Below are 23,411 nucleotides of genomic sequence, written 5' to 3'. Positions count from 1 at the left end.
TGTCTCAGGCTGCCTGTTTGGCGGTGACGAAAGCCGCAAGGCTGGCCACGCTGGTGAAATGGTTGCGGGTGTCCTTGGCGTCGGCGTCGATCTTGATGCCGTACTTTTTCTGGATCGCCAGGCCGAGCTCGAGGGCGTCCACCGAATCCAGGCCCAGGCCTTCGCCGAACAGGGTCTGCTCGTCGCCGATGTCCTGGGCGCTGATGTCTTCCAGGCCCAGGGCGTCGATGATCAACAGCTTGATGTCGTGGTTAAGGGTGTTCTGTGGATCGCTCATCTTCGGCGAGCTCCTTGGTGAAGTGCTGATGCAGGTGATCATTGAGTTTGCGCGAGGCCTGCGGGGCAGGGCCTTGTGCGGCGAAGGCCTGCGGGTCGATGTCGGCACCGACCTGCAGGCTGAAATGCACCCGGCACTGGGGAATGCGGTACCAGGGTTCGGCCTTGGTCAGGGTGCTGGGGGTGACCTTGATGGTGACCGGGGTGATGATCTTCGCACCGCGCAGGGCAATGGCTGCGGCGCCGCGATGAAAGGCAGGCGGCTGGCCCGGCTGGGTGCGGGTGCCTTCGGGGAAGATGATCAGGGTCTGGCCGCCTTGCAGCGCCGTTACGGCGCTGTCGAGCATGTCGATGCTGCCGTCGTTGCTGATGTATTCGGCCGAACGCACCGGGCCGCGGGTGCAGGGGTTGTGCCAGAGGCTCTGCTTGACCACACAGTTGGCCTGGCGCACCAGGCCGATGAGGAACACCACGTCGATCAGCGACGGGTGGTTGGCGATGATCATCTGCCCCGGGCGGCCGAGCTTTTCGGCGCCCTTGACCTCATAGGTGAGCACGCCGCTGGCGGCCATGAAGCGGATGAAGCGCCAGAACAGCCAACTGATGGTGTGCCGGGCGCGCTGGCGATGGCGTGCGGCATCGCCGGGCAGACAGGCCAGCAACGGGAAGACCAGCAGGCGCAGGCACAGGCCGCCGATGCCGAACAGCAGGAAGCTGATGGCGGTGGCGAGCAGGCGCCAGTAATAGGCGTCACGCGGTCTGCTTATGGCTTGCGTTGCCAGTTCCATGTGCGGCTCTTCCAGGTGTGGGTACAAGTGCGTTGGCCAGTGAGCAGGCAACGCAACCAGCTCAAGGCATGGGGTTCTGTTACCGCAGCAACGGCGGTTTTACCGCCCAGGTCCAGTTGCCAGTCATCGCCGGGGGTCAGCAACAGGCCCAGGGCATAGGCGAAAGGCACGTCATCAATCCTTGGGCCATAGGCCGCTGGCGGCTGTTCTTCGGTGACGATCAACAGCACCGCGGGCGCGCCTTCGCGCAGCAGGCAGGCGGCTTCCATTACGCCTTGTTCGAAACCGTCGCCGGCAGCAGCCAGGGCGGTCATTTCACTGGTTTCGCCACGCATGATCGACCACAGGCCGATGACCGCGTTGTGTACCGACAAGCTGAACTGGGTTGGCGACAGCGGCTGCTCATTGGCCAGGTCGCTGAGGATTTCGAAGGTGCGCGGGGTTTCGCCATGCCGGGAAACGAACACCAGCGGCAAATCTTGCAAACCTTCGGCCAGTGGCCAGCCCACGGCAAAAGCCATGCGCGCCAGGCGGCTTAGACGACGGCGTTGCATGGCCGGCAAAAACGACACATCCGGTGCCTGTTCAGCCATTTCTGGCAAGTGGTTTGCCTGGCTCCAGGCCTGCCAATCGGCAGCCGTCTGCAGGCCTGGTGCCCACGCGCGCCACTGGCTGATATTGAATGTGATCACTTTGCTGTACTTCCCGCCCTGAGGGACTTCCTTGCCGAGGGAGTAACTCGGAACAACGACCTGACAGGGTGTGGCGCAATCGCCGAGTGGCGCGCATTATCCCGGTGCCGTCGGCGTGTAGCAAATACTGGTTACAAAACTGCAGTTTGAAACAGACCTCGAATGTTCTGCTTCGTCAGGTAAGCCTGGTTTTTTCCCGACCAACGGCGGTCACGGGTTGTCGGTCGATTCCTCGACAACTTGAGCCCGACGGTGCTGGTCAAGTGGACCCTGCGCACACATACTCGGTCATCCCCAGACACACGGAGGTCATTCCATGCGGCGCGTGGTGTTCAATCAGAAAGGTGGCGTTGGCAAATCGAGCATTGCCTGCAACCTGGCGGCGGTGAGTGCCAATGAAGGCTATCGGACGCTGTTGATCGACCTGGATGCCCAGGCCAACTCGACCCAGTACCTCACCGGCCTGACCGGCGAGGACATTCCCATGGGCATTGCCGACTTCTTCAAGCAGACCCTGTCCTCCGGACCGTTTGCCAAGAAGAACAAAGTCGATATCTACGAAACGCCCTTCGACAACCTGCATGTGGTGACCGCCACCGCCGAGCTTGCGGACCTGCAGCCCAAGCTTGAGGCCAAGCACAAGATCAACAAGCTGCGCAAACTGCTGGATGAGCTGGATGAGGACTATGACCGGATCTACCTGGATACTCCGCCGGCGCTTAACTTCTACGCTGTTTCTGCGTTGATCGCCGCTGATCGTGTATTGATTCCCTTCGATTGCGACAGTTTTTCCCGCCAGGCGCTGTATGGCCTGCTGGCCGAAATCGAAGAACTCAAGGACGATCACAACGAAGAGCTGCAGGTCGAAGGCATCGTCGTCAATCAGTTCCAGGCCCGCGCCAGCCTGCCCCAGCAGATGCTTGACGAATTGATCGCCGAGGGCCTGCCGGTGCTGCCGGTGTACCTCAACAGCTCGGTGAAAATGCGTGAGTCACACCAGGCCAGCCTGCCGCTGATTCACCTGGAACCGCGGCACAAGCTGACCCAGCAGTTCGTCGAACTGCACGCCCTGCTCGAAGAAAACGCTTAAATCCCCTGGCTGCGCAGCCACTCCAGCAGTTGCTGGAGTGGGAATGCACCGCTCTGGCGTGCCACTTCCCGGCCGTTTCTGAACAGGATCAGGCTGGGAATCGAACGAATCGCCAATTGTCCGGCCAGTTGCTGGTTGGCTTCGCTGTCCAGCTTGGCCAGGCGACAGCGCCCGCTCAACTGGCTGGCCGCCTGGGCAAAGATCGGCGCAAACGACTTGCACGGCCCGCACCAGTCGGCCCAGACATCGACCAGCAGCGGCAGGTCGCCCTTGATCTGACTGGCGTAGTCGCCCTGTTGCAAATCGAACGGCGTGCCCAGCAGGACCGGGTTCTTGCAGCGACCGCATTTCGGACTGTCGCCAAGGCGCTCGCCGGGGATGCGGTTGAGGCCGTTGCAGTGGGGGCAGGGGATGAGTAGTGGGTCGCTCATTTGAGTTCCTGAGAAGGTAGAGATTGTTGAAACACTAAGAACATTCTCGGGCAAAGACAAATACCACGCCGCATGTTTGCCGATCATCCGGAATGTTTTGATAAATATCGCAGATTGCGATATTTGTGCAGTACTCCCAAGCTCCTTCCTGAAAGCACGTTGCGATTTGGGTGTGGCATGCATGTGATAACGGAGAAACGCATCTGGGAGGCGAAGGCGAAATGGCCGCGAGCGGCCTTGGCGCTGGACGCTTGGTATCGACTGGTCAAAGCCTGCCATCCGCCGGACTTTGCGGCGATGAAGGCGACCTTTCCTGCAACTGACAAGGTAGGGGCGTTGCATGTATTCGATATCGGTGGCAACAAATTGCGGTTGATCGCGGTTGTGCACTACAAGACGCAGCGCTTGTACATCAAGCACGTGCTCGATCATGGCGAGTACGACAAAGGCAAGTGGAAGGAGTGAAGGCGATGAGCCCACTGATCAAACAGGCAGCAGCGCATTGGCAGTTCGTTTCGCCGTTGCTGCGCAAGCCGGCCAGCGAAGCGGACTACGATGCACTGGTCGAATCGCTGGATGAACTGCTGGTTCTGGTCGGCGAGGATGAGAGCCATCCCTTGGCAAGCCTCGCCGTACACTTGGGGGATATGCTGCAGGCCTATGACCATGCTCATCGGCCTTTGCCCCGGGCCAGCGGCGTCGACACGTTGCGCTACTTGATGCAGGAGCATGGCCTCAAGCAAAGCGATCTGCCTGAGGTAGGTTCGCAATCGGTAGTGTCGGAGGTACTGGCGGGCAAGCGTCAGCTCAATCTGCGTCAGGTGCTTGAACTGGCTCGACGTTTTTCGGTACCGGCGGACGTGTTCTGCTAACGCTGAGGGGCGGTGAGGCCCTTCACGACGAGCAACTGATCTCCAGGTGCTTGCCCCACTCCGGTGGCCGCTGGGCGTAGGCTTGCATTCCCGGCTGCTCGTCGAATGGCTTGCTCAGCACCTGGTGCAGCCGGCGTACTTCCTCGTAATCGCCCCCCTCAGCCGCCTCGATGGCGCGCTGGGCCAGGTAGTTGCGCAGGATGTACAGCGGGTTGACCGCATGCATGCGTTCGCGCCGGCCTTCGGCGTTGCCGGGCTCGCGCTGCAGCCGCGCGAGGTAGTCTGCTGACCACAGGTCAAAGCCGGCCAGGTCGATGAAGTCGTCGCGCACCACCTGCAGCGCCTGCTCGGCGGGTTGGTCGCCGAGATTACGGAAAAACAGGGTGTAGTCCACCGCGCCCGGTTGCATCAGTTGCAGCAGGCGTTCGATCAGCGGCTTGTCGTCGTCTTCGGCCCGGGTCAGGCCCAGGCGCCGGCGCATCAGGTCCAGGTACTGGGCCTCGTACAGCGGCAGGAATAGCCCGAGGGTTTCCTTCAGCGCTTCGACACTGATGAACGGCGTCAGGGCCTGGGCCAGGGCGCTGAGGTTCCAGTGGGCGATGGGCACCTGGTTGCTGTAGCTGTAGCGGCCCTGGTCATCGGAGTGGTTGCAGATGAAGTTGGCGTCGAAGTCGTCGAGGAAGGCATAGGGGCCGAAGTCGAAGGTGATGCCCAGGATCGACATGTTGTCGGTGTTCATCACCCCGTGGCAGAAACCGTAAGCCTGCCAGCGGGCGATCAGCTCGGCATTGCGCTCGACGATGGTGCGGAACATGGCCAGGTACGGCTCGGGCGCATCGCGGCATTCGGCAAAGTGCGTGTCGAGTACGTGATCGACGAGGATGCGCTGCTGTTCGGGCTGGCGGGTGTAATAGAAATACTCGAAATGGCCGAAGCGCACATGGCTCGGTGCCAGGCGCAGCAGCATGGCCGCGCGTTCCTGGGTTTCACGCCAGACCGGGGTGCTCGAGCCGATCACGCACAGCGCTCGGCTGCTGGGGATGCCCAGGGCTGGCAAGGCTTCGGAAGCGAGGAACTCGCGGATCGACGAACGCAGTACCGCACGGCCATCCCCCATGCGCGAGTATGGCGTCTGCCCGGCGCCCTTGAGGTGCAGGTCCCAGGATTCGCCGGCGTCGTTGTGCACTTCGCCCAGCAACAGGCCGCGGCCATCACCCAGGCGCGGATTGTAGGAGCCGAACTGATGCCCGGAGTAGACCATCGCCCGCGGCTCGGCCTCGGCCCACAGCTTGTGGCCGCCGAACAGTTCGGCAAATACCGGGGAATGGGCTTCGGTTGGCTCCAGGTCGAGCAGCGCCATGGCCGCTTCGCTGGCGACCACCAGGCGCGGCTCGGCGATCGGCTCGGGCAACACCGAAGTAGAGAAGGCATCGCCCAGGCGGGCGAAACGGTTATCGAAAGTCAGTTCGTCGAGGGCTTTCAACGGCCATCTCCTGGAGAAAACCTGAGTATTCTGCAAGGGTATGGCCGTTGGCGTCCAGTCAGGCCGGTTTGCCCGGGGCCTCGTCGCCGGGCTTGTCGCCATTCGTGGCGTTTGGCAGCACGGTCTTGTCGAGGTTTTCCACCGGGACCATCTTGTACTCCTGACCCTGCATGTTCTTCAGGTAGATCTCCATCTGCCGGAAGGAGATGTTGATGTGCTGCTTCTTGAACTCTTTGTTGATGTAGCGGTTGATCTCGTCGAGTACCGGGTTGCGGTCGCCCAGATCTCGCACATGCATGCGCAGTTCGTGGTCCAGGGTACTTTCGCCGAAGTTGAGGAAATAGACGATCGGCGCCGGTTCCTTGAGTACCCGCGGGTTGTCGTTGGCGGCCTTGAGCAGCAGGGTGCGCACCAGGTCGAGGTCCGAGCCGTAGTCGACGCCAAGCTTGAGGGTCACCCGGGTGATGGTGTCGGTCAGCGACCAGTTGATCAGTTGCCCGGTGATGAAGGTCTTGTTCGGGACAATGATGTCCTTGCGGTCGAAGTCGGTGATGGTGGTGGCGCGAATGCGGATCTTGCTCACCGTGCCGGAGAGGTTGCCGATGGTGATGGTGTCGCCGATCCGTACCGGGCGCTCGAACAGGATCATGATCCCGGAGATGAAGTTGGCGAAGATCTCCTGCATGCCGAAGCCCAGGCCCACCGACAGTGCGGCCACCAGCCATTGCAGCTTGTCCCAGCTGACGCCCAAGGCTGACAGGGTAGAGACGAAGCCGACCCCGGCAATCACGTAGGACAGCAACGTGGTGGTGGCGTAGGCGCTGCCCTGGGCCAGGTTCAGGCGTGATAGCACCAGCACTTCCAGCAGGCCAGGCAAGTTGCCGGCCAGGGCAACGGTGATGCCGATGATCACCAGTGCGCCCAGCAGGTCGCGCAGGCTGATCGGCACCATGCTCATGGCCGCGCCGGTGCCGCTGGTGTACTCGTACAGGGTGATGTTGTCGAGGTAGGCGAACACGCTGATCAGGTCCGACCAGACCCAGTACAGGGCGGCGATGAAACCGCCGAGCAGGGCCAGGCGAATCAGGCGCAGGGACTGCTGGTTGACCTGTTCGATGTCCAGGGTCGGCTCTTCAACCAGCACTTCGCCATCCAGGCCTTCCTTGGCCGCCTGGCGCTTGCTCAGCGCCCGCTGGTAGGCCAGGCGCCGGGCGGCCACGGCCAGACCGCGGACAAAGGCGGCTTCGATCACCAGCCAGAACATCAGCAGGTACAGGGTATCGATCAGGCGATCGGTGAGCTTGAGCGCGGTGTAGTAGTAGCCAAAGCACACGGCAATGAACAGCGCCACCGGCAGTGCGGTGAAGGCCACGCCCACGGCCTTGCGGAACAGCGAGGCGTTGCGGTGGGTAGGGCTGCTCAACAGCAGGCGGCTGAGCAGCCAGGCCATCAAGGCATAGCAGGTCAGCACCACGCCGATGCCGAGTACGTCCTCAGCCAGCGCCGAAGGTTGATGCTCGGCCACCGCCACCACGCCGACCAGGGCCAGGACCACGGTGCCGAGGCGGCGGATCCAGCCGCGGAGGAATTCGACCTGGGGTTTTTCCCAGCGAAAGTGCAGTTCGGCCACCCCGCCCGGGGCGAGTATCCGGTAGGCGGTGTAGAACACCAGCCAGGCCTGGGCCACCTGGAACAGCGCCGAGGCGAGGTTGGCGTTCTGCCCGCGGGCGTCGATCTGCAGGGCATAGCCGCACAAGGCCAGGCCCAGGCTCAGGGGCATGGCCAGGAGGATGTTGACCAGGATCGCCTGGGGTGTGTGCCACTGGCTGTCACGCTTGAAGTGGCCGACATCCTGGTGAACCTTGGTCAGGCGCGCATACAGGTACTTGCGCCGCCACAGCAGGGCGCCGATCAGCAGTAGCAAGGGCAGGAACAACAACGGGCGCTGGGCCAGGCCGTCGGTCAGCTCCCTCAGGCCCGAACCCCAGGGCAGGCTGACCACTTGTTTCTGCAGGCGCTCGGGGACGGTGCGGAGCCATTCCAGGTCCAGCGGCTTGTTGCTGGGGATCCAGAACATCTGCTCATCAAGGGTTGCACGCAGGTTCTGTGCGGTGCTGAACAGTTGCTTCTGGTTCAGCTGCAGGGTGATCGATTCGTTGAGCAGCGCGCTCAGTTCACGGTTCAGGCGTTCGAGCAGGTCGCTGCGGGTGATCGCCACTTCCAGCAGGGCCTTGCGCAGTTGCGGTGTGACGGTCTCGGGCGGTTGTGCGGTGAGCAGCTTGTCGACATAGCTGCTGGGGCTGCTGAGCTGCTCGCGCTGCTGGTTGATCTCGAACTGGTACAGGCGGATGTCGGCGATCTGGTCGGCCAGGTCGCGGTCGAGCTTCAGGTGCGGCAGCGCCTGCTTCTGCTTGTAGAGGATCTTCGACAGCAGCAGGCTGCCCTTGAGCACGCTGATCTGCTCGTCCAGGGCCTGGTCGCTCTGGGTCAGGGTGTCCAGTTGCTGTTTGGTCTTGAGGTTCTGCTGGGTCAGTTCGTTGAGGCGGTCAGTGCTGCGCAGCAGGTAGTCGGAGAGCTTGAGGTTGGCGGCGCTTTCGGTGGCCAGCAGGGTGCTGCCGCCGGCCTTCTGCGCTTCGATCGATTGCTCGGTGACGGTCTGCTGGGACTGGGCCAGGCGCTTCTGGTTGATCAGCGTCTGCAGGTCCTGGATTTCCTGCTCCAGGCGCGTGGCGCGTTCGATCAGCAGGTCATGCTGGCTGTTGCCCAGGTCCTGCAGCAGGCTGTTGCCGGCCAGTTCCTGGCGGCGCAGCAGGGTCAGGGCGTTTAGGGCGGCCAGTTCGGCGTTGAGCTGGTTGCGCTGGTCGGCGTTGAGCGGTTTGCCGCCGTCCTTGCCGATCTTCAGGCTGGTGTTGATCTGCTGGGTGCGGGTCTGGTTGGCGCTGATTTCTGCCTGGGCCCGTTCGGGCCGGGTCTGCGCGGTAATGGTCAGGCTGTTGGCCTCGGACAGCGCTTTTTGCAGTTCGCCCTGCTCGGTAGTGCGCTCGGCCAGCAATTGCTCCAGCTGCGGCACGCTGGAGCTAGCGTAGCGCTGGGCGACCGGGATCACCTTGCTGTCCTTGAGCTTGGCCAGCTCGCGCTGGTTATCGCTGGTCTGGCGCGGTGCGTCGCTGAGCTGGTGCTTGAGCGCAGCGAGCTTCTTCTCGCTGTCCTCTTTGTTGCCTAGGAAGGTCAGGGTCTGTTCGAGCACCTGCTGCAGGGCTTTCTGTTCAGCCTCGGGCAGCTTGCGCTCGGCGATCTTGTCCAGGCTTTTCTGGATCGACGCTGTGGTTGGCGGTTCAGCCGCCCAGACCGGGGTGAAGGACAGGCACAGCCCGATCAGGGCTGCGCTTAACAAAGTGCGCAGGGACATAGGCAGAAAATTCGTACAGGCAGAGGCGAAGAACGGAGTTTAAAGGAACAACCCAGGGCCGGGTCGAGTACCTTCGGGGAATTTGACGCCCACTTTGAGGATCTTGTTCCCTTCCATGACCGCAACAGTCCACAAGGTACTGTTCCATTCGATCTGGTCGCCGACCACTGGCGCGCCACCAACCTTCTGCGCAATGAAGCGGCTGAGCGGCGTGTGCGGGTCCTGGCCGTCGAGCTTCAAACCGTACAACGCCGCTACAGCCCCCAGTTCTGCGTCACCTTCGAGCACGAAGTCACCAAAGAAGCGCAGGTCGAGGCCGCGCTGCGGAGCCTGGCTGAACAGCTTGCCGAGGGCCGGCAGGTTGTGTTCGTGGCCGATTACGCAGAGGAGATCGTCGACTTCCAGGGTGGTACTTCCCGACGGATGGAGCAGTTGCTGGCCGCGAAACAGGGCCGCGATGCGGGTGCCTTCGGGCATTTTCAGCTCACGCAGGGCGGCACCGATGCACCATTTTTCGGCGCCCAGGCGATAGACGAACAGTTCCCACTCGCTGGTGATGTGCACTTCCAGGGCCGAACGGGAAATTGGCGCAGGGTCTGGCGGTACTGTCACTTTCAGCAGTTTGGCCACCCACGGCAGGCTGGTGCCTTGGACCAAAAGCGAGACCAGCACGATGAAGAACGCCAGGTTGAAGAACAGCTGGGCATCGGGCAGCCCGGCCATCAGCGGGAACACCGCAAGAATGATCGGTACCGCGCCGCGCAGGCCAACCCAGGAGATAAAGGCTTTTTCGCGGCCATGGAAGGCCTTGAACGGCAGCAGGCTGGCGGCCACCGACAGTGGCCGGGCAAAGATGATCATCCACAGCGCCAGGCCCAGCGCCGGCAATGCGATCGGCAGCAGGTCGTGAGGCGTCACCAGCAGGCCGAGGACCAGGAACATGCCGATCTGCGCCAGCCAGGCCATGCCGTCGAGCATGTGCAGGATGCCATGGCGGCTGCGAATCGGCCGGTTGCCCAGCACCAGGCCGCACAGGTACACGGCGAGGAAGCCGCTGCCGTGCAGGGCGTTGGTCAGCGAGAACACTACCAGGCCGCCGGCCACCACCAGGATCGGATAGAGGCCGCCAGCGAGGTTGATGCGGTTGACCAGTTGCAGCATCAGCCAGCCGCCACCCAGGCCCAGCAGGCCGCCGATGCCGAACTCGCGCAGCAGGTGAGTCAGCAGGCTCCAGTGCAGGCCGGTCTGGCCGCTGGCAATCATGTCGATCAGGGTCACGGTGAGGAACACCGCCATCGGATCGTTGCTCCCCGATTCGATCTCGAGGGTTGCCGTAACCCGCTCGTTCAGGCCCTTGCCGCCGAGCAGCGAGAACACCGCCGCGGCATCGGTGGAGCCGACGATGGCGCCGATCAGCAGGCCCTGGATGATGCTCAGGTCGAACAGCCAGGCGGCAACCATGCCGGTCAAGCCGGTAGTGATCAGTACGCCCACCGTGGCCAGCGACAGCGCCGGCCACAGGGCCACGCGGAAACTCGCCACCCGCGTGCGCAGGCCGCCGTCGAGAAGGATCACCGCCAGTGCCAGGTTGCCCACCAGGTAGGCGGTCGGGTAGTTGTTGAAGATGATGCCGCCGCCATCGACCCCGGCAATCATGCCGACCGCGAGGATGATGACCAGGATCGGGATGCCCAGACGTGAAGAAAGTGAGCTGACCAGAATACTTGCACCTACCAGCAATGCGCCGATCAAGAACAGGCTATTGATGGTGGACGCATCCAAAGGCAGTACTCCGGGGGAAAGCAGGAAGGGGGCGGCTTGCTTTCGATAAGCAGGTCGCGTGCCAAGGATTCTAACCTGAGGGGTTGGCGGGGTGTAAAGGGTTAATCGCGGGTACAAAAAAAGCACCTCGCAAGGTGCCTTCTTTGTGTTGCTTGCGCTGACGCCATCGCTGGCAAGCCAGCTCCCACAGGAATGGTACAGCCCTTGTGGGAGCTGGCTTGCCAGCGATGGGCGTTGCAGGATTTTAGGCCTGCTTGACCTCACGCATCGCCTTGCCCTTGACCGGCGTGCCGTTGGCGACGTAGTACTTGGCGGTGCTACGCGGCAGCGGCTGGCGGTTGCGGATCTTGTCGGCGATTTTCTCGGCGATCATGATCGTGGTGGCGTTGAGGTTGCCGGTGATGATGATCGGCATGATCGAGGCATCGACCACCCGCAGACCCTGCATGCCATGCACGCGGCCCTGGCCGTCGACCACCGCCATGTCGTCGTCGCCCATCTTGCACGAGCAGGACGGGTGGAACGCGGTTTCGGCGTGCTCGCGGATGAACTTGTCCAGTTCCTCGTCGGTCTGCACGTCGGCGCCCGGGCTGATTTCGCGGCCACGGTAGGCGTCCAGCGCAGGCTGGGCCATGATTTCGCGGGTCAGGCGGATGCCATCACGGAATTCCTGCCAGTCCTGCTCGGTCGCCATGTAGTTGAACAGGATGCTCGGGTACTGGCGCGGGTCCTTGGACTTGAGCTGGATACGGCCGCGGCTAGGTGAGCGCATCGAACCCATGTGGGCCTGGAAGCCGTGTTCCTGTACGCCGTTGCTGCCGTTGTAATTGATCGCAACCGGCAGGAAGTGGTACTGGATGTTCGGCCATTCGAACTCTTCGCGAGTACGGATGAAACCACCGGCTTCGAACTGGTTGCTGGCGCCGATACCGGTGCCTTTGAACAGCCACTCGGCACCGATGGCTGGCTGGTTGTACCAGAGCAGCGACGGGTACAGCGAAACCGGCTGGGTGCAGGCGTATTGCAGGTACAGCTCAAGGTGATCCTGCAGGTTCTCGCCCACGCCTGGCAGGTCATGAACCACAGGCACGTTGAGGCTTTCCAGCAGGGCGCGCGGGCCAACGCCGGAGCGTTGCAGCAGTTGCGGCGAAGCGATGGCGCCGGAGCAGACGATCACTTCCTTGCGTGCACGGGCTTCGACGCGTTCTTCGCTGGCGCCGACCAGGTAGCTCACGCCAACAGCGCGCTTGCCGTCGAACAGCACGCGATCGCTCAGGGCGTGAGTGACGATGGTCAGGGTCGAGCGCTTCTTGGCGGTGTCCAGGTAGCCGCGGGCGGTGCTGGAGCGACGGCCTTTAGGCGTCACGGTACGGTCCATCGGGCCGAAACCTTCCTGCTGGTAACCGTTGAGGTCTTCGGTGCGCGGGTAACCGGCCTGCACGCCGGCTTCGACCATGGCGTGGAACAGCGGGTTGTTACCGGCTTTCGGCGTGGTCACGCTGACCGGGCCTTCGCCGCCGTGGTAATCGTTGGCGCCGATGTCGCGGGTTTCCGCCTTGCGGAAATACGGCAGGCAGTCCAGGTAGGTCCAGTCTTCCAGGCCTGGCAGTTTGGCCCAGCCGTCGAAATCCATGGCGTTGCCGCGGATGTAGCACATGCCGTTGATCAGCGACGAGCCACCCAGGCCCTTGCCGCGACCGCATTCCATCCGGCGGCCGTCCATGTGCGGCTCCGGGTCGGTCTCGTAGGCCCAGTTGTAGCGGCGGCCCTGCAGCGGGAAGGCCAGCGCGGCTGGCATCTGGGTGCGGAAGTCCATGCGGTAGTCAGGGCCACCGGCCTCGAGCAGCAGGACAGTTACGCCTTCGTCTTCGGTCAGGCGGGTCGCCAGGGTGTTACCGGCAGAGCCGGCACCGACGATGATGTAGTCATATTCCATGGCTTTCTCCGAAAGCAGCTGCAAGCCTCAAGCTACAAGCCGCAAGAAAATGCGGTCGTGCGAGGCTCGCAAATGAGTGAGAGCTGCAAGAGCCGGTTGGCGCAACACGCACCGGCTTTGACTTGCAGCTTGCCGCTTGAAGCTTGTCGCTTCAGAACACCGAGTTGTAGGAACCCAGCTCAACTTGAACGGATTTGATGCGAGTGTACTGAGCCAGCGAGCTCACGCCGTTTTCACGGCCGACACCGGATTGCTTGTAACCGCCGACCGGCATTTCGGCTGGCGACTCGCCCCAGGCGTTGATCCAGCAGATACCGGCTTCCAGCTGGTGGATGATGCGGTGGGCGCGGCTGATGTCGTTGGTGCACACGCCCGCGGCCAGGCCGTATTCGGTGTCGTTGGCACGGCGGATGACTTCTTCTTCGCTCTCGTAGGAGAGGATGCTCATCACTGGGCCGAAGATCTCTTCCTTGACGATGGTCATGTCGTCACGGCAGTCGGTGAACACGGTAGGTGCCACGAACGCGCCCTTGGCCAGTTCGCCTTCGGTCAGACGCTCGCCGCCGCACAGAACGCGTGCACCTTCTTCCTTGCCCTTGGCGATGTAGCCCAGCACGCTTTCCATGTGGGCGAAGCTGACCAGCGGGCCGAAGTTGGTGTTTTCGTCTTCAGGGTTGCCAACGCGGATGCGGGCAACGCGCTCGGCGATCTTGGCTTCGAAAGCCGCTTTCATCGAGGCAGGGACGAATACGCGGGTGCCGTTGGTGCAGACCTGACCCGAGCTGTAGAAGTTGGCCATCATGGCGATGTCGGCGGCGCGATCGAGGTCGGCGTCGTCGCAGATGATCAGCGGCGACTTGCCGCCCAGTTCCATGGTGACTTCCTTGAGCGTCGAGCTCGAGGCGCTGGCCATGACCTTCTTGCCGGTGGTGGTGCCGCCGGTGAAGGAGATTTTCTCGATGCGCGGGTGCTCGGTCAGCCAGGTGCCGACTTCGCGGCCGCTGCCGGTCAGAACGTTGAACACGCCGTCCGGCAGGCCGGCTTCGGTGTAGATCTCGGCCAGTTTCAGGGTGGTCAGCGAGGTGACTTCGCTCGGCTTGAAGATCATCGCGTTACCGGCCGCCAGGGCAGGTGCGGATTTCCACAGGGCGATCTGGATCGGGTAGTTCCAGGCGCCGATACCGGCGGTCACGCCCAGCGGCTCGCGGCGGGTGTAGACGAACGAGCTGTCGCGCAGCGGGATCTGCTCGCCTTCGATGGCCGGTACCAGGCCTGCGTAGTATTCCAGCACGTCGGCGCCGGTGACGATGTCGACGTAGCGGGTTTCGGAGTAGGACTTGCCGGTGTCCAGGGTTTCCAGGGCGGCCAGCTCATCGTTGCGCTCACGCAGGATGTCGACGGCGCGGCGCAGGATGCGCGAACGCTGCATGGCGGTCATGGCGGCCCAGATTTTCTGGCCACGTTCGGCGCTTTCTACAGCGCGCTCGACGTCGGCTTCGGTAGCGCGTTGCACCTGGGCGAGGACTTCGCCGTTGGCCGGGTTGATGGCGTCGAAGGTAGCGTCGCTGGAAGCGTCGACATAACCACCATCAATGTAGAGTTTTTGCAGTTCGAAACGGGCCATAGTGTCCTCGCAAGTGCATATGTGTGTTTGGCTATCCGTGCAGCGCTCCTGCTTGTTTGGCAATCGCGGCGCGCGGTGGTTCAGAGGCCTGGTTTTGCGTGTCCGGGCTCGTCTGTTTCGCCAGTTGTAGATCCATGTATTCGTAAGCGATTTGTTTCGCCTGGTCGGTGTCGAAAGCGTCTCCGGACAGCGCACCGCGCAGCCACAGACCGTCGATCAACGCTGCCAGGCCACGGGCCGCGGTGCGTGCATCAGGCAGCGGCAGGACGCGGCGGAACTGGCAGCACAGGTTGGAATACAAGCGGTGATCGTTGATCCGCTGCAACCTGTGCAAAGACGGCTGGTGCATGCTGGAAGCCCAGAAGGCCAACCAGGTTTTCATTGCCGGGCCGTTGACCTGGCTGGCGTCGAAGTTGCCTTCGATGATCACCTGCAGGTGGGCGCGCGGGCTGGTGTCCTTGAGCGCCTGCCGGTTGGCGACGACGTTCTCGTTCAGCACGCTCATCAAGTACCGCATGGTCGCTGCGATCAGGCCGTTCTTGTCCTGAAAGTAGTGACTGATGATGCCATTCGACACACCGGCCAAACGGGCGATCAGCGCAATGCTGGCGTCACCCATGCCGACCTGGTCGATGGCCATCAATGTGGCTTCGATCAACTGCTGGCGGCGAATGGGTTGCATACCGACCTTGGGCATCTTGCAAATCTCCTCAGGCCTGCGAGCAGTCGACGAGCGGCTGCCTCGGCGAAGGCCAGTCTATTTTGTTTTGATTGAACGTTCAATCAACAAAGAATAAGCTCTGCGACAATCTGTGCAATTGACAGGTTTTTCCTACCTGCGGCTTGCACAAATTGGCACCCCAAAAAGACGTGGAACCCCCGGAATACAAGGTGTTGACGGGTGTAAACGGCGCGTTGAGCAGACCTGCCGAACGGTATAGCACCGCGCGGCCAACCCTCGGGACGGGGTTTTCGGCCTGTTTTTTTCAACGCAATCGATTCGGGATCACGGTTTTTTCAAGGTGCTTTTATAACACCTGGAGCAGTGGGGCTATTGCACCATTTGCTCGGGTAACGGTTGTTTCGTGTTTCTCTCGCACTGCCCGGAGCCTATGTGCAATGAGTTCTGCCTCCCTAATCAAGACCCCTGCCGAGAGGGTCCGGGTCAATGGCGTGGTGTTCTTCACCTCGACGTTGTTGATCCTGCTGTTGACTGCCTTGCTGATCGCAGTTCCCGAAACCGCCGGCCGCGTGCTGAACCAGGCCCAGGCCTGGTTGTCGCGCAGCTTCGGCTGGTACTACATGCTGGTGATTGGCGGCTACCTGCTGTTCGTCATCGTTCTGGCCTTCTCCAATTTCGGCAAGCTCAAGCTTGGCGGCAAGGATGACAAGCCGGACTTCAGCTATGGTGCCTGGGCCGGGATGCTGTTCTCCTCCGGTATCGGTATCTCGCTGCTGTACTTCGGCGCGTCCGAGCCGCTGGATCACTACTTCAACCCGCCTGAAGGCGCACCGGCCAGCCTGCAATCGGCCCGTGAAGGCCTGCAGCTGACCTTCCTGCACTGGGGCCTGCATGGCTGGGCAATCTATGCTCTGGTCGGTCTGGCCGTGGCCTACTTCGCCTACCGCCACAATCAGCCGCTGGCCCTGCGCTCGGCGCTGTACCCGCTGGTCGGCGAGCGTTGGGTCAAGGGTGCCGCGGGCCACACCGTCGACATCTTCGGCATGTTCGTGACCCTGCTGGGCCTGGTGACCAACCTGGGTATCGGTTCGATGCAGGTGTCCTCGGGCCTTGAGTACCTGTTCGGCATGCAGCACAGCGACACCAACCTGCTGATCGTGATCCTGGTGATGAGCACCGTGGCGACCATCGCCGCCGTGTCGGGTGTGGAGAACGGCATCCGCCGCCTGTCCAACCTGAACATCATCCTGTTCAGCGGCCTGCTGCTGTTCGTGCTGCTCAACGGCCCGACGCTGCACCTGCTCAACAGCTTCGTGCAGAACATCGGCGACTACCTCAACGGCGCGGTGCTGAAGACTTTCGACCTGTACGTCTATGAGGGCGACAGTGCCAAGTCCGAGCGCTGGCTGGGCCTGTGGACCGTGTTCTATTGGGCCTGGTGGATTTCCTGGGGCCCATTCGTCGGCATGTTCATTGCCCGTATCTCGCGCGGTCGCACCGTGCGTGAGCTGGTCGCCGGCGTACTGTTGATCCCGCTGGGCTTCACTCTGGCCTGGCTGTCGATCTTCGGCAACTCGGCGCTGGACCTGGTGATGAACCAGGGCGCGGTGGAACTCGGGCGAACAGCGCTGGAGCAGCCGGCGATGTCGATCTACCAGCTGCTCGAGCACTATCCGTTCGCCAAGATCGTAGTCGGTGTGGCGATCTTCGTAGGCTTCGTGCTGTTCCTGACCCCGGCCGACTCCGGTGCGGTGATGATGGCCAACCTGTCGTGCAAAGGCGGCCACGTCGACGAAGATGCGCCGAACTGGTTGCGTATCCTCTGGTCGGCGATCATCACTGTGGTCACCGTCGGCTTGCTTTTAGCCGGTAACTTCCAAGCCATGCAGACCATGGTGGTACTGGCGGGGCTGCCGTTCTCGGTGGTGCTGGTGCTGTTCATGTTCGGCCTGTACAAGGCCATGAAACAGGACAGCCAGGTCGAGCAGGAGCAGGCCGAACTGGCTGCCCGTGGTCGTCGCGGTTTCAGCGAGCGCCTGAGCCAGCTGGACCTGCAGCCGACCCAGGCAATCGTCCAGCGTTTCATGGACAAACGCGTCAGCCCGGCGCTCAAGGAAGCAGCCGCGCAGCTGCAGACCCTGGGCTTCCAGGTGCAGACCCGGGTCGGCCAGTCGCGCTCGGCCATGGGCTTGCGCATCGACATGGAAGAAGGCAACCCGTTCGTTTACGAAGTAAGCCTGGACGGTTACCTGGCCGCGCCGAGCGAAGCGCCGGTAGAAGGCGAGTCGGAAGTGCGCCAGCGCTTCTACCGCGCCGAGGTCTACCTGCACAACGGCAGCCAGGAATACGACCTGATGGGCTTCACCCCGGAGCAGATCACCCGTGATGTGCTCGATCAGTTCGAAAGCCACCGCCAGTTGCTGGGGCGTGTCTATAGCTGATAACGGCTGATGGACCCGAAGGGCTCTGTTCGCAGGAACAGGGCCCTTTTTCATGGACGGCTGTCAGCCGGCGGCAGGGGCTGGCAGCAGGTCGGTGCGAACAGGCGAGCGTTGTTTGATGATGTCTTGCGAATAGGTACAGAGTTTTTGCGGGAGTTTGTTCGCCTTGAACACGACGGAGCGGTTACCGAAAAAAGTCGTGTAGCCCCGCTCATCGGCACAGTCGGTACTGGCAATCGGGCCGCGCTTTGCCCGATAGGTGTCCAGATGGGGTGGGTCGAGGGTCCAGGTGACTTTGATATCACCGGAGCGCCGAGGCTCGATCAGTACGGACGGTTCTGGTACCGGGGCTTGTTCGTACAGGTCAACGGCTACGCTCAGGCTGTTCGCCATTAGCGCGCGCGAGGCCCATTGCTCAGGTGACTCGACGCCGACGATACACAGAAAGTGCCTCCCGGGCTCCGGGCCAACAGTATCTTCGATCTTGGCGCGTGGCCCAGGCAGGGTGTCGCTGTAATGAGCCGGGTTCTCGCATTGCAGGGCATCCCGGGTTGTCTTGTAACGGTAAAACTGCGTGTCGATGATAAATTCATAATTCCATGACGGTACCTGCGGGCTGCCGTCCTCAGCTGTAGCGATCTTGTGTACACGCTGGAATGCATTAGGATTCTGCTGCTCCAGTGCGAAGCCCGGCAGCAGGTCGCAGCCGTCCAAGGTTAAGTCCGCTCGCCCGCCCATGCCGCAACGAAACAAGCGCGTAATAGGTACGCCATAGTTTAGCCCCTCTGACGCCGATGGTCTGTATGACCTGAATGAAGTGCTGTTGATCAGACCGACAATATTATTGTTGGCGCGGTTGAGGATGGGGCTGCCAGAGGCCCCGTCATCCATTCCCGCGCACTGATTACGCAGAATGTTGCGCCACACCCATGGGCGCTCGACATGGGCGTCGGCTTTTTGCATGGTGCAGGTGCTCAAGCGTAATCCAAGGCCGGGATTGATGGGGTCGCCGACCACCAGGATCGGGCTGCCAACGGGAGTGGGAGGGTCTATTTTCAGTGGTACGATGCCTGTTTCCATGACTGCCCTGAGTGGTGCGTCAAGCTCCAGCAGCGCAAGGTCGACACCCTGGATACTGCTCCATACCAGACGCTTGAGGGCCACGACCTGGCGTTTGCTGGCAGTGTCTGCGAAGTAGTTGAAGGCTATGGTGCCGGTTATTGGCTGGTCATGAGTAATCGTGCCATTTTTTGCATTGGCGCAATGCCCGTTAGTAATTATGTAGGCTGGCCCGTTGTTGTCGGTCCAGGGGTCCCGGGTATCAATCAGGGTGCCGATACATCCGGCGGACATTCGGCCGATGCCGCTCCAGTGAGCGTTCTGGTTGTCGGCGTTGTCGAGGGTGACGGGGCCTGCCTGATCGGCCAGGCCTTGACCATAGTCCGCGGCGGTTGCCTGCAAGGCTAAACACGCCAGTGCGGCACCCAGGTAGTGACGGGAAAACGTGCGCATGGTGAACCTCCTTGTGTATGCCTGCGCAAGTGTTCGCAAGCCGCGCTACCGGCGTGTGGTACATAGATAGTGAGCGCCATGCTGGACAGGCGCACTAGGCCCCGGCACTCTTGGCGTTGCCAAGGAGCCCGGTGCCACCATGTTCAAGCGTCTTGTCCTGTTGTTGTGCAGCTGCCTGTCGTTCAGCTATCTCGCCCGCGCGAGCGAGCCTGTGGTGCTGCTCACCGAAAACTTCCCGCCCTACAACATGGCCATCAGCGGCAAGAGCTTTGCCCGCGACGATGGCATCAATGGCATTGCCGCCGACCTGGTGCGCGAGATGTTCAAGCGCGCCAAGGTGCCCTACAGCATGACCCTGCGCTTCCCCTGGCAGCGCATCTACGAGCAGGCCCTGCAAACCCCCGGCTACGGCGTTTTCGTCATGGCTCGCCAGCCCGAGCGGGAAAAGCTGTTCAAGTGGGTCGGGCCGCTGGGGCCGGATGACTGGATTTTGCTGGCCCCCGAGGGCAGCCCGATTGCCTTGAGCAGCCTGCAGGAAGCCAAGCGTTATCGTATCGGGGCTTATAAAGGGGATGCGATTGCCGAATACCTGGCCAAGCAAGGCCTGAACCCGGTGTTGGTGCTGCGCGACCGCGACAACGCGAAAAAACTGCTGAACGGCGAAATCGACCTGTGGGCCAGCGGCGACCCGGCCGGTCGCTACCTGGCGCGCCAGGTGGGGGTGAGCAAGCTCAAGACGGTGCTGCGTTTTCACGGCGCCGAGCTGTACCTGGCGCTCAACCGTGAAGTGCCGGACGAGGTGGTGAACAAGCTGCAGCAGGCGCTGGAGCAGATGCGCAGTGACGGTTTTGTCGAGGCGACGTTCGCCCGCTACCTGTAAATACCGTTGCGCCCGTGGCCGGACATCGCGCGATTGCTGCGCTCGGCGATCATCTGCTGAATTTCTATCCATTCGATGCCCTGGGCCTTGAGCTTGGGCAGTTCGCGCTCGAGCACTTCCAGGGTCTGTGGATAAGGATGGCCGATCAGCACTGCCGAACCTTGCTTGCGCGCCAGGGCAATGCCCTGTTGCAGCTGGCCGGCAATGGCTTCGGTGGTGCGTACATCGTCCAGGAATACATCCCGCGACACACTGGCCAGGTTGATGTTCTGCGCTGATTTGGCAGCAACCGTGGCGGCGCTGGTGCGGCTGTCGACAAAGAACAGGCCGCGGCGCTGCAGCTCGCCCATCAACCAGGCCATGGCCGCAGGCTCCGCGGTCATGCGGCTGCCCATGTGGTTGTTGATGCCAACGGCGTAGGGCACTTTGTCGAGCGCTGCGTTCAGCCGCCGCTCCAGTTCCGGCAGCGGCGTGCCGGGGTGCCAGGCGTAGGGGCCGGTGGCCGGGTCCATGGGCATGTGCAGGATCACCGTCTTGCCGGCGCGGTGGGCCTGGCGGGCGAACGCCGTGGCATGCGGGGTGTCGGGCATGATCGCCAGGGTCACCGGGCCGGGCAGGGCCAGGGTGCGTGAATCGCGCGCAGGGTTCTGGCCCAGGTCGTCGATGATCAGCGTCAGGTAGGCCTTGCCCGGTTGAGTCGGCGCCGCCAGGGCGACACCGCTCATCAGGTACAACAGGGCCAACAGCAGGTAACGCATCAACTGGCCTTATTTACCCTGGGTGATGCTCAGGCCCTTGAGCAGGCTCAAGGCCTGGCTGAGCTGGTAATCATCATCCTGTGGGCGAGGCTTGGCGCCGCCGCCCTTGCCCGACGGACGGTCGGCGCCGCCGTTGCCGTTGCCCAGGTGACCCTGCAGGTCGGCTTCCTTGAAGTTCTCGCTGTCCTGCTCGGCGGTGATCTTGGCGCGGCGCACCTCGATATCCGGAACGATGCCCTGGGCCTGGATCGAACGGCCGTTGGGGGTGAAGTACAGCGCCGTGGTGATCTTCAATGCGCGGTCGTTGTTCAGCGGCAGCACGGTTTGCACCGAGCCTTTGCCGAAGCTGTCGGTGCCCATCAGCACACCGCGTTTCTGGTCTTGCAGGGCGCCGGCGACAATTTCCGAGGCCGAGGCGCTGCCGCCGTTGATCAGCACCACCAATGGCACGCCTTCACTGGCGTCGGCCGGGTCGGCGGAGAAGCGCAGCTCGGAATTGGCGATGCGGCCCTTGGTGTAGACGATCAGACCCTTGGTCAGGAAGTGGTCGGCCACTTCCACGGCCGATTGCAGGACGCCACCGGGGTTATTGCGCAGGTCCAGGACCAGGCCGCGCATCTTCTTGCCGTTGTCCTTGCGCAGCTTGGCCAGGGCTTTGCCGACTTCTTCGCCGGTCTTGACCTGGAACTGGGTGATGCGGATGTAGCCGTAGCCGTCTTCGAGCATCTGGCTCTTGACGCTCTTGACCTGGATGACCGCGCGGGCAAGGGTTACATCGAACGGGTTGCCGCCGTCGCGCACCAGGGTCAGGGTGATTTTCTCGCCGACCTTGCCGCGCATCTTGTCGACTGCTTCGGTCATGGTCTGGCCACGGGTCGGTTGGCCGTTGATCTTGACGATCAGGTCACCGGCTTCGATACCGGCGCGCGAGGCCGGGGTCTCGTCGATCGGCGAGACCACCTTGATGAAGCCGTCTTCCATGCCCACTTCGATGCCCAGGCCGCCGAACTCACCGCTGGTGCTCTCTTGCAGCTCGAGGAAGTCTTCCGGGCCGAGATAGGCCGAGTGCGGATCAAGGTTGCTGAGCATGCCCTTGATGGCGTTTTCCAGCAGGGTCTTGTCGTCTACCGGTTCGACATACGCGGCCTTGATGCGGTCCATGACCTCGGCGAAGGTGCGCAGCTCTTCCAGCGGCAGCGGTGCCTTGGCCGACGGTGCCGAGACCGTTGTCGCTGGAATCGCGGCGGGCTTGGCCGGCTCGGCCGCAAGGGCCAGGGGCGCGCCGATGACCATGGCGATGGTCAGGGCCAGCGAGGTGAGGCGAGGCGAGTGCAGCATGTCGAACGAACTCCTGATCCTGGTAGCGCTCCGTAGAGCATCGGCGCAGCCCGAAGTTGCGCTACGCCGTCAAATAGGGGGTGTTGCCTATCCCTGGGCACGACACCATTGTGCGGGGTCGCTGGGGCGCCCCTGCTGGCGGATGGCGAAATACAGCCCCGAGCTGTTCTGGCCGCCGCTGTTGCCGACGGTGGAGATGGCCTCACCGGCCTTGACCACATCGCCGGCGCTCTTGAGCAGGCTCTGGTTATGGCCGTACAGGCTCAGGTAACCATTACCATGGTCGAGAATGACCAGAAGTCCAGCGCCGCGCAACCAGTCGGCAAATACCACCCGGCCGCCATGCACGGCGCGCACCTGGCTGCCCTGGGAGGCGCTGATCATCACCCCGTCCCACTTGGCTCGCGAGTCATCGCCGCGGGTTTCGCCAAAGCGTGCCAGCAATCGACCATTGACAGGCCATGGAAGTTTTCCCCGTGCGGCAGAAAAAGCCCCACCGAAGGTTTCGCCACTGCTGGAGACCAGCGGGCCGGGAATAGCCTTGGGCTTCTTCGGCGCGTCGCTGTTGCTGGCGGCCAGGGCTTCGCGCTGGCGTTGTTTTTCCGCTTCCTGGGCGGCGAGCAGGGCCTTCTGCCGCGCTTCCTCGGCTTCACGGGCCTGGCGGGCGAGGGTTTCCTCGATGGTCTTGAGCACTTTGCTCAGGTCGGCCTGGTCCTGCTCACGGGCCTGCAGCTTCTGGTCGCGGGCCTTGACGTCATTGTTGAGCTTGGCCAGCACCTCTTTACGCTCGGTACGGACTTTCTCCAGCTCCTGGCGCTGGCTGTCGAGGGTGCCTTGCTGGGCCAGCAGCTGCGCTTGTTGCAGGCTGATGTCTTTCTCGACGTTGGCCAGTTGGCGCAAGGTCTCGTTGAAGTTGCGCAACTGGGTCAGGCGCGCCTGGCTCAGGTAATCGTAATAGGTCAGGGTGCGGGCGAATTTTTCCGGATTCTGCTGGTTGAGCAGCAGTTTCAGGTATTCCTCGCGGCCATTCTGGTAGGCCGAACGGGCCTGGATGGCGATCAGTCGTTGCTGTTCAATGCGGGCGCTCTGGAGTTTTTTTTTCTCGGTATCAAGGCGCTCCAGTTCGCCTTCCGTCTTTTTTAGTTCGAGTTGCAGGGCCTCCACCTGCTTTTCCAGCTTGCCGATGTCGGTTTCGGTTGAGCGCAGGTCTTTCTGCACACCGGATTTTTCCTCCTGCAACTTGCCAAGCATCTTTTTCAGCTCGGTAATGTCCTGGCGCGTGGCGTCCAGTTGTTGCTGGGTTTGCGCGCGCTCATCGGCGAAGGCCGGGCTGAGCAGGCAAGACAGGGCGAGTAGGATCAGGGCGCGAAACATGGGGTGGGCGGCACCAGGCATAGAGACTGGCCTAGTATGCCCG

Annotated in this window: 19 protein-coding genes; 5 read left to right on the top strand and 14 right to left on the bottom strand. The window is 62.4% G+C overall.

Annotation, left to right across the window (positions count from 1 at the left end):
* Nucleotides 1-4: 4 nt before the first annotated feature.
* Genes CCOS864_RS26450 through CCOS864_RS26440 form a run of 3 tightly spaced genes read right to left on the bottom strand, consistent with a single transcriptional unit; the run spans nucleotide 5 to nucleotide 1,756 of the window.
* Nucleotides 5-277: a phosphopantetheine-binding protein gene (locus tag CCOS864_RS26450; RefSeq protein WP_010222262.1), complete on the bottom strand. Its 273-nt coding sequence runs from the start codon at nucleotides 275-277 to the stop codon at nucleotides 5-7.
* The gene (locus tag CCOS864_RS26445; protein ID WP_115089343.1) at nucleotides 252-1,064 is read right to left on the bottom strand and encodes a lysophospholipid acyltransferase family protein; all 813 of its coding nucleotides are present in this window, start codon (nucleotides 1,062-1,064) and stop codon (nucleotides 252-254) included. The genes CCOS864_RS26450 and CCOS864_RS26445 overlap by 26 nt, the downstream gene beginning before the upstream one ends.
* Entirely contained in the window at nucleotides 1,040-1,756 is a 717-nt protein-coding gene (locus tag CCOS864_RS26440; RefSeq protein WP_115089341.1) for a beta-ketoacyl synthase chain length factor, read from the bottom strand. The genes CCOS864_RS26445 and CCOS864_RS26440 overlap by 25 nt, the downstream gene beginning before the upstream one ends.
* Before the next feature lie 316 nt (nucleotides 1,757-2,072).
* Between CCOS864_RS26440 and CCOS864_RS26435 the strand changes: the two genes are divergently transcribed.
* Nucleotides 2,073-2,846, top strand: coding sequence for a ParA family protein (locus tag CCOS864_RS26435; protein ID WP_038997609.1), 774 nt, complete (start codon nucleotides 2,073-2,075; stop codon nucleotides 2,844-2,846).
* On the opposite strand, the gene trxC is transcribed toward CCOS864_RS26435, so the two are convergent.
* Nucleotides 2,843-3,277 carry a thioredoxin TrxC gene (gene trxC, locus CCOS864_RS26430; protein WP_115089339.1) on the bottom strand — a complete coding sequence of 145 codons (435 nt, stop codon included), beginning with the start codon at nucleotides 3,275-3,277 and terminating at the stop codon, nucleotides 2,843-2,845. The genes CCOS864_RS26435 and trxC overlap by 4 nt on opposite strands.
* Nucleotides 3,278-3,454: 177 nt before the next feature.
* Here trxC and CCOS864_RS26425 point away from each other — a divergent pair, with 177 nt between their 5' ends.
* On the top strand, nucleotides 3,455-3,742 hold the full coding sequence (locus tag CCOS864_RS26425) for a type II toxin-antitoxin system HigB family toxin (protein WP_115089337.1): 288 nt from the start codon (nucleotides 3,455-3,457) through the stop codon (nucleotides 3,740-3,742).
* Nucleotides 3,743-3,747: 5 nt separating this feature from the next.
* The gene (locus CCOS864_RS26420; RefSeq protein ID WP_115089335.1) at nucleotides 3,748-4,149 is read left to right on the top strand and encodes a helix-turn-helix domain-containing protein; all 402 of its coding nucleotides are present in this window, start codon (nucleotides 3,748-3,750) and stop codon (nucleotides 4,147-4,149) included.
* Between the two features lie 22 nt (nucleotides 4,150-4,171).
* Here CCOS864_RS26420 and selO read toward each other — a convergent pair whose 3' ends face one another.
* The 6 genes from selO to betI all read right to left on the bottom strand — a co-directional run bounded on the left by selO (nucleotide 4,172) and on the right by betI (nucleotide 15,080).
* The gene (gene selO, locus CCOS864_RS26415; RefSeq protein WP_115089333.1) at nucleotides 4,172-5,632 is read right to left on the bottom strand and encodes a protein adenylyltransferase SelO; all 1,461 of its coding nucleotides are present in this window, start codon (nucleotides 5,630-5,632) and stop codon (nucleotides 4,172-4,174) included.
* A gap of 58 nt (nucleotides 5,633-5,690) precedes the next feature.
* Nucleotides 5,691-9,041, bottom strand: a complete 3,351-nt coding sequence (gene mscK, locus CCOS864_RS26410) for a mechanosensitive channel MscK (protein ID WP_115089331.1) — start codon at nucleotides 9,039-9,041, stop codon at nucleotides 5,691-5,693.
* Between the two features lie 39 nt (nucleotides 9,042-9,080).
* Entirely contained in the window at nucleotides 9,081-10,823 is a 1,743-nt protein-coding gene (locus CCOS864_RS26405) for a potassium/proton antiporter (RefSeq protein WP_115089329.1), read from the bottom strand.
* Nucleotides 10,824-11,067: 244 nt separating this feature from the next.
* Nucleotides 11,068-12,759, bottom strand: coding sequence for a choline dehydrogenase (gene betA / locus CCOS864_RS26400; protein WP_115089328.1), 1,692 nt, complete (start codon nucleotides 12,757-12,759; stop codon nucleotides 11,068-11,070).
* A gap of 151 nt (nucleotides 12,760-12,910) precedes the next feature.
* Nucleotides 12,911-14,383, bottom strand: coding sequence for a betaine-aldehyde dehydrogenase (gene betB / locus CCOS864_RS26395; protein WP_115089326.1), 1,473 nt, complete (start codon nucleotides 14,381-14,383; stop codon nucleotides 12,911-12,913).
* A gap of 31 nt (nucleotides 14,384-14,414) precedes the next feature.
* The gene (betI, locus tag CCOS864_RS26390) at nucleotides 14,415-15,080 is read right to left on the bottom strand and encodes a transcriptional regulator BetI (RefSeq protein WP_115089324.1); all 666 of its coding nucleotides are present in this window, start codon (nucleotides 15,078-15,080) and stop codon (nucleotides 14,415-14,417) included.
* Between the two features lie 422 nt (nucleotides 15,081-15,502).
* Here betI and betT point away from each other — a divergent pair, with 422 nt between their 5' ends.
* Complete coding sequence (betT, locus tag CCOS864_RS26385; protein ID WP_115089322.1) at nucleotides 15,503-17,506, top strand: choline BCCT transporter BetT; 2,004 nt, start codon at nucleotides 15,503-15,505, stop codon at nucleotides 17,504-17,506.
* A 63-nt stretch (nucleotides 17,507-17,569) separates the two neighbouring features.
* Here betT and CCOS864_RS26380 read toward each other — a convergent pair whose 3' ends face one another.
* A complete protein-coding gene (locus CCOS864_RS26380) occupies nucleotides 17,570-19,018 on the bottom strand; it encodes a trypsin-like serine peptidase (RefSeq protein ID WP_115089320.1) in 1,449 nt (482 codons plus the stop codon).
* 139 nt (nucleotides 19,019-19,157) lie between these two features.
* Here CCOS864_RS26380 and CCOS864_RS26375 point away from each other — a divergent pair, with 139 nt between their 5' ends.
* Nucleotides 19,158-19,898, top strand: a complete 741-nt coding sequence (locus CCOS864_RS26375) for a substrate-binding periplasmic protein (RefSeq protein WP_115089318.1) — start codon at nucleotides 19,158-19,160, stop codon at nucleotides 19,896-19,898.
* On the opposite strand, the gene CCOS864_RS26370 is transcribed toward CCOS864_RS26375, so the two are convergent.
* The 3 genes from CCOS864_RS26370 to CCOS864_RS26360 all read right to left on the bottom strand — a co-directional run bounded on the left by CCOS864_RS26370 (nucleotide 19,889) and on the right by CCOS864_RS26360 (nucleotide 23,368).
* The gene (locus CCOS864_RS26370; protein ID WP_115089316.1) at nucleotides 19,889-20,656 is read right to left on the bottom strand and encodes a divergent polysaccharide deacetylase family protein; all 768 of its coding nucleotides are present in this window, start codon (nucleotides 20,654-20,656) and stop codon (nucleotides 19,889-19,891) included. The two genes, CCOS864_RS26375 and CCOS864_RS26370, sit on opposite strands and share 10 nt — an antisense overlap.
* Nucleotides 20,657-20,665: 9 nt before the next feature.
* On the bottom strand, nucleotides 20,666-21,994 hold the full coding sequence (locus CCOS864_RS26365; protein WP_115089314.1) for a S41 family peptidase: 1,329 nt from the start codon (nucleotides 21,992-21,994) through the stop codon (nucleotides 20,666-20,668).
* Between the two features lie 87 nt (nucleotides 21,995-22,081).
* Entirely contained in the window at nucleotides 22,082-23,368 is a 1,287-nt protein-coding gene (locus tag CCOS864_RS26360; RefSeq protein ID WP_208644395.1) for a murein hydrolase activator EnvC family protein, read from the bottom strand.
* Nucleotides 23,369-23,411 lie beyond the last annotated feature (43 nt).

The sequence above is a fragment of the Pseudomonas wadenswilerensis genome, from assembly GCF_900497695.1.
GTDB classification, from domain to species: Bacteria; Pseudomonadota; Gammaproteobacteria; order Pseudomonadales; family Pseudomonadaceae; genus Aquipseudomonas; species Aquipseudomonas wadenswilerensis.
The sequence above is the reverse complement of the archived record's forward strand: the minus strand, read 5'-3'. Positions and strand labels throughout refer to the sequence as shown.

Bases quoted from the DNA above. Each gene is read 5' to 3' on its own strand.
- CCOS864_RS26450 (WP_010222262.1), bottom strand. From the start codon at position 277: ATGAGCGATCCACAGAACACCCTTAACCACGACATCAAGCTGTTGATC.
- CCOS864_RS26445 (WP_115089343.1), bottom strand. From the start codon at position 1,064: ATGGAACTGGCAACGCAAGCCATAAGCAGACCGCGTGACGCCTATTAC.
- CCOS864_RS26435 (WP_038997609.1), top strand. From the start codon at position 2,073: ATGCGGCGCGTGGTGTTCAATCAGAAAGGTGGCGTTGGCAAATCGAGC.
- trxC (WP_115089339.1), bottom strand. From the start codon at position 3,277: ATGAGCGACCCACTACTCATCCCCTGCCCCCACTGCAACGGCCTCAAC.
- CCOS864_RS26425 (WP_115089337.1), top strand. From the start codon at position 3,455: ATGCATGTGATAACGGAGAAACGCATCTGGGAGGCGAAGGCGAAATGG.
- CCOS864_RS26420 (WP_115089335.1), top strand. From the start codon at position 3,748: ATGAGCCCACTGATCAAACAGGCAGCAGCGCATTGGCAGTTCGTTTCG.
- mscK (WP_115089331.1), bottom strand. From the start codon at position 9,041: ATGTCCCTGCGCACTTTGTTAAGCGCAGCCCTGATCGGGCTGTGCCTG.
- betA (WP_115089328.1), bottom strand. From the start codon at position 12,759: ATGGAATATGACTACATCATCGTCGGTGCCGGCTCTGCCGGTAACACC.
- betB (WP_115089326.1), bottom strand. From the start codon at position 14,383: ATGGCCCGTTTCGAACTGCAAAAACTCTACATTGATGGTGGTTATGTC.
- betI (WP_115089324.1), bottom strand. From the start codon at position 15,080: ATGCCCAAGGTCGGTATGCAACCCATTCGCCGCCAGCAGTTGATCGAA.
- betT (WP_115089322.1), top strand. From the start codon at position 15,503: ATGAGTTCTGCCTCCCTAATCAAGACCCCTGCCGAGAGGGTCCGGGTC.
- CCOS864_RS26380 (WP_115089320.1), bottom strand. From the start codon at position 19,018: ATGCGCACGTTTTCCCGTCACTACCTGGGTGCCGCACTGGCGTGTTTA.
- CCOS864_RS26375 (WP_115089318.1), top strand. From the start codon at position 19,158: ATGTTCAAGCGTCTTGTCCTGTTGTTGTGCAGCTGCCTGTCGTTCAGC.
- CCOS864_RS26370 (WP_115089316.1), bottom strand. From the start codon at position 20,656: ATGCGTTACCTGCTGTTGGCCCTGTTGTACCTGATGAGCGGTGTCGCC.
- CCOS864_RS26365 (WP_115089314.1), bottom strand. From the start codon at position 21,994: ATGCTGCACTCGCCTCGCCTCACCTCGCTGGCCCTGACCATCGCCATG.
- CCOS864_RS26360 (WP_208644395.1), bottom strand. From the start codon at position 23,368: ATGTTTCGCGCCCTGATCCTACTCGCCCTGTCTTGCCTGCTCAGCCCG.